The organism is Brevundimonas olei (genome assembly GCF_037055245.1).
In the GTDB taxonomy this organism is placed as follows: Bacteria; Pseudomonadota; Alphaproteobacteria; order Caulobacterales; family Caulobacteraceae; genus Brevundimonas; species Brevundimonas olei.
Map to the genome: position 1 here is coordinate 1,706,432 of NZ_CP146369.1, position 13,206 is coordinate 1,719,637.

Here is a 13,206-nt window from a genome sequence, read left to right on the forward strand (position 1 = left end):
CCGCATGATGCGGAACGAACTAGAACAAATCAAGAACAAATTGGTCGAAGAACAACCCGGCGGTCAGGCCGGGTTGTCTGTTCTAACGTCGCGCGGCGTTGGGGCGGCGATCTCGACGATCGCCGCCGGGACGAGGGCCTTCGCGCCGCCACCGGACGGATAGGGAGGTGTCGCCTTCGCCGCCGAACTTCGAGGTGATGGCGAGGTTGCGCCGGACCTGCCACTCGACGCTGACTGCGGCTCCGCGTTCGGCGCCGCCGATCACTTCGAGGTAGACGTCGTCCGTGATGTAGCGGCCGCCAGCCACGGTCAAGCTGGACGCTTCGCCGCTGAAGGAGAGGCGATCCAGACCGGCCAGTTCTCTCAGATTGCCGATCACGTCGAACCCGCCGCCTCCCGCCAGGGAGGCTACGGCCGAGGCCAGTTGGGCCGCTTCGAACGGCGACAACTGCGCCGCCGATCGGCCGAACAGCACCTGCGACAGGATTTCGTCCTGGGGCAGGGCGGGCGTGGAGGTCAGCTCGATCTTGGGTTCGGCGGCGCTGCCGGTGACCTTGATCACGGCCGTCAGGGCCGGGTCTTCGCGCACGGCCTGAAGATTCAGCCGGATGCGCGCCGGATCGGTGGACAGGATGACCGAGCCGCGATCATCGAAGACGAAACGCTTGCCTGCGAACTCGTAGTCGCCGCGCACCACATTGGCCGTGCCGGTCAACTGAGGCTGGGCTATGGTGCCGCGCACCCTGGCGTTGGCGGCCAATTCGACGTTCAGTCCGCGGCCGCGAAGATGAATTTCGCGCCCCGTCAGGGTCAGATCCAGGCCGATCTGGGGGCCGCCCGCCGTCTTCTTCTCGGTTTCGACCGGATCGCCGCCGGGGCGATTGATCTCGACCACGTCCATCTTGACGATGCCGTTGGAGCCAGGCAGCTCCGGCGAGATTTCGGCCTCGTCGATATTCACGGCGCCTGTCAGACGGATGTTGCCGTCGGCGCCGCGCACTGCGGTCAGGCGGCCGTTTGCGCGAGCCTGGGCGATATCGTTGTCGATGACGCGGAAGCGCGTCAGCTCGAGCTGCAGGGTCGAGGGCGATCCCTGGCGCAGGCCCAGATCGCCGCTGCCTGACACCTCGCCCTTCAGTCCGTCAGTGGCCTGGAAACGTTCGATCACGGCCTGGCTGTCGTTGAAGCGGCTGGCCAGGGTCACGCTTTCAAGGCGAAGCCCTGTGGCGCTGTCGCGGAATGCGCCCTGTTCAAGATCCAGGCGACCGTTCAGGCGCGGAGCGTTCAGCGTGCCGGCCAGGGTCGCCTGACCGTTCACCTGGCCGGACAGCGACTGGGCGCCGCCCAGGAACAGGTCCCAGATCGGCTGTATCTGACCACGAATGGCGACCTGACCCGACATGTCGCGGGTGCGGGCGATAGCGAGGCGCAGAGGCGCGGCGGAAGCCTCGACCGGCAGGCTGACGTCAGCGGTCGCCTGAACGGCCGTGCCGTCGTTGGCCTGGGCGCGCAGCCTGAGGATGTTGTCGCTGAGGTCGGCGTTCAACGTGCCGTCGACGGCCAGTCCTCGAGGTGCGTCCACGCTGCGAAGCTGTTTCAGGTCGATGTTGGCGGAGCCGCGCAGCGTGTCGCCCTGGCCTTGCATCGAGACGCGGCCCGTCACTTGCCCGCGCAGGTCGGGCGCGAGAGAGCCCATTTCGACATTAGTCATGTCGGCCTGGATGACGCTGCCCTGGCTATCCTGCTTCAGTTCACCGGTCAGGACGCCGCCGCCGACGCCCAGGTCCAAGCGTGCGACGCGGCCGTCGCCGTTGATGGCGAAGACGGCGGGCGCACGGGTGGTGAAGGCGATCTCGCGCACGCGGCCGCCGCCGCGCAGGGTCAGGCTCTGGGCTGCGTCCTGGCGGGAATACTCGCCCGAACCATTGAACTGCACGGGATTGGCGCCGCCCACATCGGCCGCCAGGATGAAGGGCAGGCGGTCCAGCGTGCCCTGACCCTTCAGCGACAGGTTGCGCAAGGTCCAGTCCTGGCCGGTCAGGCGCACGTTGCGGCCCGTGACGTCCAGCACGGCGGTCTGGTCGCCGGCGCCTTCGGTCAGACGTACGCGGCCGTTGGCCTCGCCCGAAGCCAGGAAGGCGCCTTGACGCGCGGTGAAGGTCAGGTCGGCGCTGGAGGGGAAGTTGTTCGACAGGGCAACGTCGCCCTGAGCCGCAACGCCGCCCGCGTTCACATCGACGTCCGACAGGCGCAAGCGCGGCCCGCCCAGGTAGAAGGCGCCCGAGGCGTGGGCCGGTCCGTAGTTGGAGCCGGAGTTCAGGACGACACGCCCGTCCGAGGCGTCGGCGCCCTTGCGGAAGCTGAGCACCAGATCGGCGTTGGTCAGGGTCAGTCCGCCCGCCGCCACCTTGTCGAAGGCGGCGCGCAGGTCGGCGCGCGGCTGGGCCAGGGTGCCGGTCAGGGCGCCGTCGCCCGACATGGTGCCGTCGATGGCGACCGGGCCGACGCCGAACGGGCCTTGGGCGTTCCAGTCCAGCGCCAGCCGTAGCTTCGGCCCCTCGATCAGGCCCTTGGCGCCTGCGCGCCCGGCGGCGCCCGTCAGTTCGCCGCGATCGATGGAGACCACGCCGCCATTCAGAGAACCGGCCAGTTGCAGGCGCGGCGTCGCGCCCAGCAGACGGTCCAGCTCTTCCATGCCGAAGGCCATGCGCGAACCGCGCCCGTCGAAGCTGAGGGTCCAGGGCGCGCCGGCCTTGGCTGAGGCGGCGCGGATCGGGCCGCCGAACGCGCCGCGCGCGCCGGGCTGGATGCGCGACAGGTCGGTCAGATCCGCCCGGCCGGTGAAGTTCAGACCGCCGTTCAGGCCGCGCCCGCCCGAGCCGGTCAGGGTCAGCCCCTGGCCGCGCGCGTCGATCTTCTTCAGCAGCATGGCGCCGTCGGCCATGCGCGCGCCTTCCATCTGGATGCGCGGCGCAGAGCCCAACAGTCCGCCGATGATGCCCGCCGCAGAGCCGCCGACGGCGCGCACGTCGGTCGTCACGTCGATACGGCCCTTGTTGGCGGCGATGTTGACGGGGCCGGAGATGCGCGTGGCGCGATAGGAGGCGATGTCGGCGTTCAGCAGGCTGGCCGAGCCTTGCAGGGTCCAGACCTGGGCGTCGCCCTTGAACACGCCGGTATAGGCGGCGGGACCGGCGACGGGGCTGCCCACCAGACGGCTCAGCGACGGCGTGTTCAACTCCAGGCTGATCCCCTCGGGCGAGGTGTTGTCCGTGGTGCGGATCAGACCACGGGCGCTGGATTCGATGTTGTCGGCGTACAGGCGCCAGGCCACGCCCTGATAGCCGTCGCGCTTGGCGTCCGGCGTCATGGCGAAGCCGAAGCGGGCGGTGCGGCCGATACGCTCGACGAAGGGCTCCAACAGGTCCGAGCCGGAGAAGTCGGCGTAGCCCGACACCTTGGCGCCGTTGTCGCCATAGGTTCCCTTGACCAACAGGGGACGGAACTGGCCGGTCTGGACGGCGACGTCGACGACCTCGCCGTTGACCACGGCGACGGCCGAGAACGGCTGATCCGGCGAATAGCCCAGCGATCCGGCGATAGGGCCGCCCTGGGCTTCATTGGCGCGCAGGTTGACGCGCAGGTCTTCGGGCTTGTCGCCGAAGGCGGCGGCCAGACGGAGATAGTCGCCCTTGCGGTTTAGGCTGTAGGCGTTGACGTTGGCGCTCTTGACGCCGTTGCGCGGAATGGCGGCGTCGCCGCTGAGGGTCCAGCGGCCGTATTCCTTGGAGAAGCCTTCCAGCAGTTCGACATTGGCGCTGAAGCGGTCGATGTCGATGGACAGAGCCTGCGGCCCGCCTGGTTCGCTCGGCGGCTCCAACTCGGGGCGGCGCAACAGACGAATCTGGCCCGCGCTGATTTCGGTCGCATGAAAGCGGCGAGCCAGCAGAGGCCAGTAGGACCAGTCGACACGGACATCGGTCGCTTCCAGCCAAACGCCCTTCTCGTCGGTCACGGTGACACGCTTCAGGCGGAAGTCGTTGAACAGGTCGCCCTGCAACCCTTCGACGTTGATCCGACCATAGCGGCTGATCTTCTTGCCCGCGACGAAGCTGGTGATCAGTTCGCGCCCCGCGTCGGACACGAGGTACATCCGCCCTCCCACCAGGGCGACCACGATCAAGGCCAGCAGACCGGCGAAGGTCGCGCCCGCGATGAAGGCCGCCAGTTGCAGGCGCGTACGCTTGCGCTTGGCCTTCTTGGCCGGCGTGTCGGCGACGTCTGCGCCCGTTTCGTGAGGCGGAGGAGTGTCGGTCAAAACGCCTGGCCGATGCTGAGATAGAGCTGGAACCCGGAGTCGCCCTCGCGCTTGTTCAGCGGGAAGGCGATGTCGGCGCGGACGGGGCCGAAAGGCAGCTTGTAGCGGACGCCGACGCCGGCGCCGTATCGCATGTTGCTGAGGTTGGGCGTTTCTTGGAAGCCGACGGCGCCGCCGTCGACGAAGGCCACAGCCTGCAACTTCTCACCAATATCGCGGCGCACCTCGACGGAGGTTTCGAACAGCGACAGGCCGCCGCGCGGTCGGTTGTTGGGCAGGCGCGGGTTGATGCTCTGATAGGAATAGCCGCGCACCGAGCCGCCGCCGCCTGAATAGAACAGACGATCCGACGGCACGGTCAGTTCCTCGCCGCCTATGATGGAGCCGATGCGCGCCCGCCCGGCCAGCACGGTCTTGGCCCCGTCCTGAAGCGGCAGATAGGCGGTCGCCTGGCCCTCGGTGCGCAGAAACAGCACCGTATCCTCGCCCGCCACCGCGGTCGGTTGTGTCGACAGCGACAGGCGATAGCCCGAAGTCGGGTTCAGAGGATCGTTCGAGCGATCCATGAAGGCGCTGCCGCGCAAGGTGACGATGGCGAGATCGCGGTCGAAGGTGATCGGGTCCTGCGTCACCGGGTCGAAGCGGTATTCGGTGTAACGGCCCGCGTCGACGCCCAGGCCGTAGCTGAACCAAGACGTTTTGCCGAGGCGCTGTGACAGGTCGGCGGCCGCAGTGATGGCGCTGCGGTCGTAGGCGTCGGTCTGCTCGTTGACGATGAAGGACGACAGCTTCAGCGTCCGTCCGGCCCTGCGCCAGTGCGGTTGGGACCATTCACCGCCGATGCGGCTGTCGATGCTGGCGATGCGCGCGCCGTAGCGCAGGGTGTCGGCCCGACCGAAGCGGTTGTATCGGGTGCGGAAGATATCGACGCCGACGCCTTCATAGGTCGAATAGCTGGCGCCGGCCTCCAGCAGGCTGACCGGGCGATCCGCCAATGTGACCACGACGGGGCGAAGGCCGTCCGGGCGGACATCGTCCAGGGGAGACAGGGCCACGCCCACACCGTCGTAGACTCCGGTGTCCAGCAGTCGGCGCTCCAGTTCGGCGACGTCTTCCGGATCGTAGCGGTCGCCCTCGGACCACGGGATGAGACTGTTGAGCCAACTCTCCTTGGTCGGCCCTCGGGTCCGAAGCTGGACGCCGTCCAGGCGCACCAATTCACCGGATTTGATGTTGAAACCCGGCTGGACCAGGAAGGTGGCGTGATCCACCACCACGCGGCGGGGCAGGGCGGTGGCGTCGGCATATCCTCGGCGGGTCAGGTCGGCGACCACGCGGCCCTCAGCCTCCAGAATATCAGCCGCCCGGCCGGGTGCGCCGGGTTTCAGTCGAATGTCTTCAATGACGGCCGCGCTGGTTTCCGCATCGGGCTCGGGCGCCGTCCAATTGACCGAAGCCTCGCCCAGGACGAAGCGGCGACCCGGAACGACCTGCACTACGGCGACCGGATTTTCCTCGCCCTCCACCTGATCTTCCACGGTGGCTTGATAATAGCCTTCCGACCGGAGCAGGGCCTGGGCCGAGGTCAGGGCCGCGCGAGCGCGACGACGCGCTTCGAAGCGATTGGAAGGCGCTCCGTCGACCTGCCCGATAGCGCGTTCGAGCTGGCTCTTGAGGTCGCCGTCGATCTCACCGCGAATCTGAGCCCGGGGTTCGGCTGCGGCCTGGCTTGCAAGGGCGCACAAGGCGGCGCCAGCAAGAAGGAGGGGGAGCCTCGACGTCAAATCCGAACCCTGGTTGCGAGACGATCAAGGGCGCTTAGCCCTGTTCGTCAGGAGAATCAGTAAAACAGCGTATCGCTCTCGGGTTGGACTGTCTCTTCTGAGGACCGTTGGTCCGGCGGCAGAGCCTCGACCGGCGCAGCCGTTTCGGCGGGCGCGGGAGCTTCGGCGACAGTCGGCGCGGCGGCGTCTTCGGCGGCGGGCGCTTCGACCGGAGCGGGCGCTTCGACGGGCGTCGGTTCGCTGTAGGGTTGTTCACAGGCGGCAAGGAAGCCGGAGGCGGCCAGCGCCGCCCCGATCAACAGGCGATTCAACATGGATCGATTCATCGTGGGTCCCCCTTCTAGGGGTTGAAAACGTGGAGCAGCGAAGCCGGTTCCTTCGCCGGATCGTCTCCGCGCCTTAGCGAGTTCACGTGAACCTGCAATGAATCGACGCTGGCGGCGGTCGTTTTCAGGGGATCCGGGCTTCATCAGCGCCTTGTTTGCGCGTGGGAAAATTACCTGAAATTTCCACTTGCCCGTCCCGAAGCTCATCCGTATGTTCCGCGCCTCTTCGCAGACGCGATGTGCGCCCCTAGCTCAGTTGGTTAGAGCATCTGACTTTTAATCAGAGGGTCCTCGGTTCGAGCCCGAGGGGGCGTACCACTCCCTTAAAAATCCAAAACGCGTCTAGGGCCGCTGGTTCTTGTTGCAGACAGCGCGTTCGAGTTTTGTCAGGCGTTCGTCCAGCCAACTGACATATGAGGTTCCGACCCCACGCTGCCGCAAGGGGCCGTGGAGCCGCCAGGCGGCCGCGAGCAACGCCGCCAGTACGATTGCGGTGATCACGAACTCCAGCCACGTCAGATTATAAAGCGGGGCGTTCAGCGAGCGCATGACGTTCAGCCTAGGCAGGCTTCGAACCTGGTGTCGAGGGAGGCAGGCTTGGCTTTGGGGAGCCGGGCATGATTAAACGCGCTCATGCGCCAGATTTCCTTGTCCGCCATTGCCGTGTCCCTGTTGCTTGCCGGCTGCAACGCCGGCGCCTCCGCTCGGGACGGGGTGGATCAGGTGGGAACGGGGTTGGGCGACGCCGTGACCGCGCCGCTCGAGGATCTCAACCTCAAGCGTCAGGAAATTCCGACCGTTCTGTTACAGGCGGAATCCAATCCCTATGATGTGCGGAACATGACCCGTTGCTCCGTCATCGCCGCTGAAATAGCTCGGCTGGATGAGGCGCTGGGGCCAGATACGGACGCCGCGCCTACGGATGACGGCACGCTGGCGAGCGAGCGGGCCGCTGATGCTGCGGCTGGGGCGACGCTGGACGCCGTGCGCGGCACCGTGACGGATTTCATTCCCGCCCGCAGCTGGGTGCGCCGCCTGACCGGCGCCGACGCGCACAGCAAGCATGTCCAGTCGGCCATTCAGGCGGGGCTGCGCCGCCGGTCCTTCCTGAAAGGCGTGGGGATGCAGCGCAACTGCGCGCCGCCGGCGGCGCCGGCCGGCTTCGTGCCGCGCCGCGGCTAGGCCTTGAGATGCCGCGCGCGGAAGTCGCGGCGGAACTGGTCGAACCGACCTTCGGCGATGGCCGCGCGCATGGCGACCGTCAGCGCCTGGAAGAAGGCGATGTTGTGCCAGCTGAGCAGGATCTTGCCGAGAATCTCATCGGCGCGGATCAGGTGGTGCAGGTAAGCCTTTGAATAGTCCTGCGAGGCCGGGCAGGGGACTTCCGCATCCAGCGGGTCCTGATCCTCGGCGAAGCGGGCGTTCTTGAGATTCAGCGGGCCGTCCCAGGTCCAGGCCTGGCCGTGGCGTCCCGCGCGGGTCGGCAGGACGCAATCGAACATGTCGACGCCGCGATAAACCGCTTCGACCAGATCGATCGGCTTGCCGACGCCCATAAGATAGCGGGGGCGGTCCTTCGGCAGGAACTCGGGCGCATAGTCCAGCACCTCGCACATGGCCTCATGGCCCTCGCCGACGGCCAGGCCGCCGATGGCGTAGCCGTCGAATCCGATCTCCTGCAGGCGTTCGGAGGACTCGCGGCGCAGGTTTTCATAGGTCGAACCCTGCTGAATGCCGAACAGGGCCTGCACGTCGCGCGCGCCGAAGGCGTTCTTCGAGCGCTGGGCCCAGCGCGCGGACAACTCCATGCCTTCACGGGCGCGCTTCTCCTCGGCGGGCCAGGCGACGCATTCGTCCAACTGCATGACGATGTCGGAGCCCAGGCGGTCGGCCTGAATCTGGATCGAGCGCTCCGGCGTCAGGACGTGCTTGGATCCGTCGATGTGGCTGGAGAAGGTGACGGCCTCCTCGGTGAGCTTGGAGATTCCCGACAGGCTCATGACCTGAAAGCCGCCGGAGTCCGTCAGGATCGGCTTGTCCCAGCGCATGAAATTATGGAGGCCGCCCAGGCGCTCCATCCGCTCGGGACCGGGCCGCAGCATCAGGTGATAGGTGTTGCCCAGAATGATGTCCGCGCCGGTCTGTTTGACCTGATCCACCGTCATCGCCTTGACCGTGGCGGCGGTGCCGACGGGCATGAAGGCGGGGGTGCGAATGTCGCCGCGCGTGGTTTTCAGCACGCCGGTGCGGGCGCGGCCTTCGACGGCGGAAATCTCAAACGGGAAAGGCATGGGCGTTCCTTGCAGGGACGCGCGTCTTAGGCCGAACGGCGAAAGGCCGCCAGCCCTGGGCCGGTTCCTGTCTCAAGGCGGTTCTGTGGCCGTAATCCGGCGCACACGCCTTTGTTTGAATAGCGACGGTTAGTTTGAAACCGAACGATCACGCGGCTGTTAGGGCAGCGCACGAAACCGTGAAAGTCGCCCGATTAATGTTGCTCCGTTCTGGAACCCTGGGTTCCGTTTCCCTGCTTGCGCTCGCCGTCGCTCACCCTGCCTGGTCCCAGGATTCCATTGTAGTCACGCCGCCCTCGACCGCCGCCGGCGGTCCTGTTCAGGTGCAGGATGTGGTGGTGACCGGACTACGCGGAAGCCTGCGCTCGGCCCAGGCGTTGAAACGCAACGCTGACGAGGTGATGGACGCTGTCGTCGCCGAAGACATCGGCAAGCTGCCGGACGTGAACGCCTCGGAATCCCTGGCGCGGGTCACCGGCATCCAGGTCGAGCGAGGCGGCGGGGAAGCGTCGCGCGTGATCGTGCGCGGACTGCCCGATGTGGCCACCACCTACAACGGCCGCGACATCTTCACGGACCAGGGGCGTTCGGTCGCCATGCAGGACTTCCCGGCGGCGGCCATCGCCGCGCTGGAGGTCTACAAGTCCAGTTCCGCCTGGCGGCTGGAATCGGGCATCGCCGGTCTGATCAATGTACGATCGCGGCGGCCGTTCGACTTCGACGGTTTCGAGTTGTCGGCTTCGGCGAAGGGCTCCTACGCCACCCAGTCGGAAAGCTATGATCCGAACGGCGACATCCTGATCAGCAACCGCTGGAACACAGGCGCGGGCGAGGTCGGAGCCTTACTGAACCTGTCATACACCAGCCTGCGCTATCTCGACTCCGTGCGCTGGGACAGCGGCGGCATCGTCGCCGTGGACGGGCAGTCGGCCGATCCGGCGGTTCAGGGCGCGCGTTATCCTGACGCCGTCGGCATCTTCTACGGGACCGGCGACCGCTGGCGTCCGTCGGCCAATCTGGCGCTGCAGTGGCGGCCGAACGACCAGTGGGAATTCTATGTCGACGCCCTTTACCAGGGCTATCGGGCCAAGATTTCGGACCGTCAGTTCATCGTGCCGCTGAACCATGAGACGACACGTTTTGACGACGTGACGCTGCGCGACGGCCGCAATGAAATCCAGAGCCTGACCCAGATCGCCGGCCGTCGTCCGGAGCATTGGCAGGGCGCCTCGACCGGCAAGACGAACACCTGGCAAGCGGCCGTGGGCGGCAGCTACAACGCCGGGCCGCTTCAGATCGCCTTTGATCTGGCGCGCACTGACAGTACCTATGAGTTCTCGAACTACAGCTTGGACACGGCCTTCACTCATGCGCCGGTGACGCTGATCGACTTCGATACGCCGGGGAAGGATGGCGGAGCGACCTTCGACTTCCGGGACTTCGACGTCACGGACCCGAACAACTACGTCTATCGCGGCCTGTTCGACCGCCACTTCATCGGCGCGGGCGACGATTGGCAGGCGAAGATCGACCTGACTTACGACACGGGCAACGGCCTGATCCCGCAGTTAAAATTCGGGGTGCGCTACGTCGACCGCAACGGCTCCTATCAGAACGGCGAGCGGTATCAGGATCAGGAAAGTCTCGGCTTGCCGTTGACCGCCATCCCAGTGGAGTTGGCCCTCATCCCGGCAGGTTTCAACGGCAGCGACATTCAGGACATGCGCGCTTGGGTGTCGCCGACTTATGGCAGCCTGCGTCAGAACGTGGACGCCCTGCGCGCCCTGGCCGGGTTCGAGCCGGGTCGTCCGCCCATCAACCCGGTTCAAACCTATGAGGCGTCGGAGAGGGCCTACACCGCCTATGGTCAGGCGGACTTCGCCATCAATACCCGCATTCCGATCGAAGGCGAACTGGGTCTGCGGATCGTCGCCACCGATTTCAGCGTGCGCGGAACCAGCCGTTCGATTGAGGGCGAGGAAGAGGTGTTCACGCCGGTCGATCAGGGCGGGCGCTACACGGACCTGCTGCCCAGCCTGGGCGTGCGCTTCATGCTGGATGAAGACCTGATCCTGCGCATGGCGGCGAACCAGACGCGGACGCGCCCGGCGTTCGGCCAGTTGAACCCCAGCCTGTTCATCAGCCCCTCGGCCGACACCTCGGGACGGCAGACGGCCTCGGGCGGCAACCCTGACCTGAAGCCGATCGAATCGACCAACTATGACCTGACGTTGGAACGCTACTTCGGTGATGCGGGCGCGGCGACGCTGGCGCTGTTCCGACGCGAGATTTCAGGCTTCATCGCCGATCAGACGATGGACATCGACGATCCTGTCTATGGCGTCCTGCGCGTCACGCGGCCCGTCAACCTGAACGACGCCGTGCTGCAGGGCGTGGAGACGTCCTTCACGACCTTCTTCGACTATGAGTTCGTGCCGGAATGGGCGCGGTCGTTCGGGGTGCAGGCCAACGCCACCTATATCGACGGGGCGCTGCCCTATGTGTCGAAATATTCCTACAACCTGACCGGCATGTATGAGAACGGGCCGTGGACGGCGCGGTTGGCCTATAATCTGCGGACCAAGTTCGGCAACGGCGTCATCGGCGAGCATGTGGACGACGTGGCGCGGCTGGACTTCTCGGCGGGCTGGTCGCCGACCGAGCGGATCACCGTGACCTTCGACGCCACCAATATCCTGGGGCAGCCGTTCCGGTCGTTCTTCGACTATGGCGAGGGCGTCTATCCGCGCGACGTGCGTTACGAAGAGAGCCTTTATACCGTGGGGCTGCGCTTCCGGTATTGAGCCGCGATCAGCGCAGGAGCGTCTCGAGACGCTCCGCGCGTTGCAGGTCCTTGGGACGGCCGAACAGGCGGCATTTCTCGATCTGCTCGGCGACGCTGGGGATGTAGAGCGTTCCCCCGTCCAGTTCGATCGCCTGACGGGTGGTGAAGATGACTGGCGTCCAGTCGGCGCCTGCGCGAACGTCCATCATCGCCATGACCTCGACCGGGACCGGCGTGGTCAGGATCTGGCCGAAGACCTGCGACCGGAACAGGCCCTCGCCGGGGTCTTCCACGGTTTCGCCGTGCAGGGCCTCGATCAGGCGCCGGGCGTCGCGAGGACTGGTCATCACGTCGACATCGGGCACGTGCCATTCCGACAGGCCCGACAGCGCCATGCCCGCGCCCCCGAACACCCACCAGGGATCCTGCAACTCGCTGGCCGCTGAGGCGAGGATGTCGAAGGTCGCGGCCAGGTTTTCGGGGAGATCGTCGATGTGGCTCATTGGGCGTCTTCCCGAAACAGCAGGCTTCCGTCGCCATAAGAATAGAAGCGATAGCCGCTGTCGATGGCGTGGGCGTAGGCGGCCCGCATCGTCTCCAGCCCGGCGAAGGCGCTGACCAGCATGAACAGAGTCGACTTCGGCAGGTGGAAGTTGGTCATCAGCACGTCGCAGGCGCGGAAGCGATAGCCCGGCGTGATGAAGATGGCCGTGTCGCCGTGGAAGGGCTGGACCACGTCGTCCTCGCCGGTGGCGCTTTCCAAGAGGCGCAGGCTCGTGGTGCCGACGCAGACGATGCGCCCGCCCGCCGCGCGCACGGCGTTCAGGGCGGCGGCGGTCTCAGCCGAGACCTCGCCCCACTCGGAGTGCATCTTGTGATCGGCTGTGTCGTCCGCCTTGACCGGCAGGAAGGTGCCCGCCCCGACGTGCAGGGTCACCGCATGGGTCGTCACGCCGCGCGCCCGGATGCTGTCCAGCAGGGCAGGGGTGAAGTGCAGACCCGCTGTCGGCGCCGCGACCGAGCCGTCATGCTCGGCGAAGACGGTCTGATAGTCTGATCGGTCCTGGTCGTCCTCGGCCCGTTTGGCCGCGATATAGGGGGGCAGGGGCATGACTCCGACCTCGCGGATGGCGTCGTCCAGCACAGGACCGGCCAGATCGAAGCGCAGGGTGACGAGGCCGTCCTCGCCCTTGGCGGTGATCTCGGCGTCGACCTGTCCCAGGAAGCAGGCGTTGTCCTCCTCGCGCCCGAAACGCACCCGGTCGCCGACCTTCAGCCGCTTGCCGGGCTTCATGAAGGCGCTCCAGACGTCGGGCGCGTCGCGGTGGTGCAGGGTCGCCTCGACCGGCACCGACAGCAACTCGCCCTCTGGCCCGCTGCGGTGGCGCACGCCCGACAGACGGGCGGGGATCACGCGGGTGTCGTTGAAGACCAGGGCGTCGCCCGGTTGCAGGAAATCCGGCAGGTCGCGGATGATCTTGTCCTGAAGATCGCCGCCCTTCACGACCAGCAGGCGCGCCGAGTCGCGCGGGTCGGCGGGACGCAGGGCGATGCACGCCTCGGGCAGGTCGAAGTCGAAATCGGATGTCCGCATGAGGCGGGCAATGCTCACGCCCCGCCTTTGCGGTCAAGCGAGGCGCAGCCGAAAGTCGACTGGCGAAATTCGGCCCAGCCGCTATGTCAGGCGCAGCCAATGGGAGTT

9 protein-coding genes and 1 tRNA gene are annotated in these 13,206 nt (G+C 66.6%); 3 read left to right on the plus strand and 7 right to left on the minus strand.

Annotated elements, in window-relative coordinates; all coding sequences use genetic code 11:
- Window positions 1–82 precede the first annotated feature (82 nt).
- The 3 genes from V8J38_RS08115 to V8J38_RS08125 form a co-directional block, all read right to left on the minus strand.
- On the minus strand, window positions 83–4,318 hold the full coding sequence (locus V8J38_RS08115) for a translocation/assembly module TamB domain-containing protein (RefSeq protein WP_338578582.1): 4,236 nt from the start codon (window positions 4,316–4,318) through the stop codon (window positions 83–85).
- Window positions 4,315–6,063: an autotransporter assembly complex family protein gene (locus V8J38_RS08120; RefSeq protein WP_338578583.1), complete on the minus strand. Its 1,749-nt coding sequence runs from the start codon at window positions 6,061–6,063 to the stop codon at window positions 4,315–4,317. The genes V8J38_RS08115 and V8J38_RS08120 overlap by 4 nt, the downstream gene beginning before the upstream one ends.
- Window positions 6,064–6,158: 95 nt before the next feature.
- On the minus strand, window positions 6,159–6,635 hold the full coding sequence (locus V8J38_RS08125) for a hypothetical protein (RefSeq protein WP_338574734.1): 477 nt from the start codon (window positions 6,633–6,635) through the stop codon (window positions 6,159–6,161).
- 34 nt (window positions 6,636–6,669) lie between these two features.
- Between V8J38_RS08125 and V8J38_RS08130 the strand changes: the two genes are divergently transcribed.
- A tRNA-Lys gene (locus tag V8J38_RS08130) sits at window positions 6,670–6,746 on the plus strand.
- Between the two features lie 24 nt (window positions 6,747–6,770).
- Here V8J38_RS08130 and V8J38_RS08135 read toward each other — a convergent pair.
- The gene (locus V8J38_RS08135; RefSeq protein ID WP_338574736.1) at window positions 6,771–6,977 is read right to left on the minus strand and encodes a hypothetical protein; all 207 of its coding nucleotides are present in this window, start codon (window positions 6,975–6,977) and stop codon (window positions 6,771–6,773) included.
- Between the two features lie 84 nt (window positions 6,978–7,061).
- Between V8J38_RS08135 and V8J38_RS08140 the strand changes: the two genes are divergently transcribed.
- Complete coding sequence (locus tag V8J38_RS08140) at window positions 7,062–7,610, plus strand: hypothetical protein (RefSeq protein WP_338574738.1); 549 nt, start codon at window positions 7,062–7,064, stop codon at window positions 7,608–7,610.
- Here V8J38_RS08140 and tgt read toward each other — a convergent pair.
- Window positions 7,607–8,719: a tRNA guanosine(34) transglycosylase Tgt gene (tgt, locus tag V8J38_RS08145; RefSeq protein ID WP_338574741.1), complete on the minus strand. Its 1,113-nt coding sequence runs from the start codon at window positions 8,717–8,719 to the stop codon at window positions 7,607–7,609. The genes V8J38_RS08140 and tgt overlap by 4 nt on opposite strands.
- Window positions 8,720–8,916: 197 nt before the next feature.
- Between tgt and V8J38_RS08150 the strand changes: the two genes are divergently transcribed.
- On the plus strand, window positions 8,917–11,523 hold the full coding sequence (locus tag V8J38_RS08150) for a TonB-dependent receptor (protein WP_338574744.1): 2,607 nt from the start codon (window positions 8,917–8,919) through the stop codon (window positions 11,521–11,523).
- 7 nt (window positions 11,524–11,530) lie between these two features.
- On the opposite strand, the gene V8J38_RS08155 is transcribed toward V8J38_RS08150, so the two are convergent.
- Together V8J38_RS08155 and queA are read right to left on the minus strand one after the other, a co-directional pair.
- On the minus strand, window positions 11,531–12,007 hold the full coding sequence (locus tag V8J38_RS08155; RefSeq protein ID WP_338574746.1) for a hypothetical protein: 477 nt from the start codon (window positions 12,005–12,007) through the stop codon (window positions 11,531–11,533).
- Window positions 12,004–13,098: a tRNA preQ1(34) S-adenosylmethionine ribosyltransferase-isomerase QueA gene (gene queA / locus V8J38_RS08160; RefSeq protein ID WP_338578611.1), complete on the minus strand. Its 1,095-nt coding sequence runs from the start codon at window positions 13,096–13,098 to the stop codon at window positions 12,004–12,006. Before queA ends, V8J38_RS08155 begins: the two co-directional genes overlap by 4 nt.
- Between the last annotated feature and the right edge of the window lie 108 nt (window positions 13,099–13,206).

Excerpts from the sequence above, each read along its gene's own strand:
- V8J38_RS08125 (WP_338574734.1), bottom strand. The coding sequence starts at position 6,635 with ATGAGCTTCGGGACGGGCAAGTGGAAATTTCAGGTAATTTTCCCACGC.
- V8J38_RS08135 (WP_338574736.1), bottom strand. The coding sequence starts at position 6,977 with ATGCGCTCGCTGAACGCCCCGCTTTATAATCTGACGTGGCTGGAGTTC.
- V8J38_RS08140 (WP_338574738.1), top strand. The coding sequence starts at position 7,062 with ATGCGCCAGATTTCCTTGTCCGCCATTGCCGTGTCCCTGTTGCTTGCC.
- tgt (WP_338574741.1), bottom strand. The coding sequence starts at position 8,719 with ATGCCTTTCCCGTTTGAGATTTCCGCCGTCGAAGGCCGCGCCCGCACC.
- V8J38_RS08150 (WP_338574744.1), top strand. The coding sequence starts at position 8,917 with ATGTTGCTCCGTTCTGGAACCCTGGGTTCCGTTTCCCTGCTTGCGCTC.
- V8J38_RS08155 (WP_338574746.1), bottom strand. The coding sequence starts at position 12,007 with ATGAGCCACATCGACGATCTCCCCGAAAACCTGGCCGCGACCTTCGAC.
- queA (WP_338578611.1), bottom strand. The coding sequence starts at position 13,098 with ATGCGGACATCCGATTTCGACTTCGACCTGCCCGAGGCGTGCATCGCC.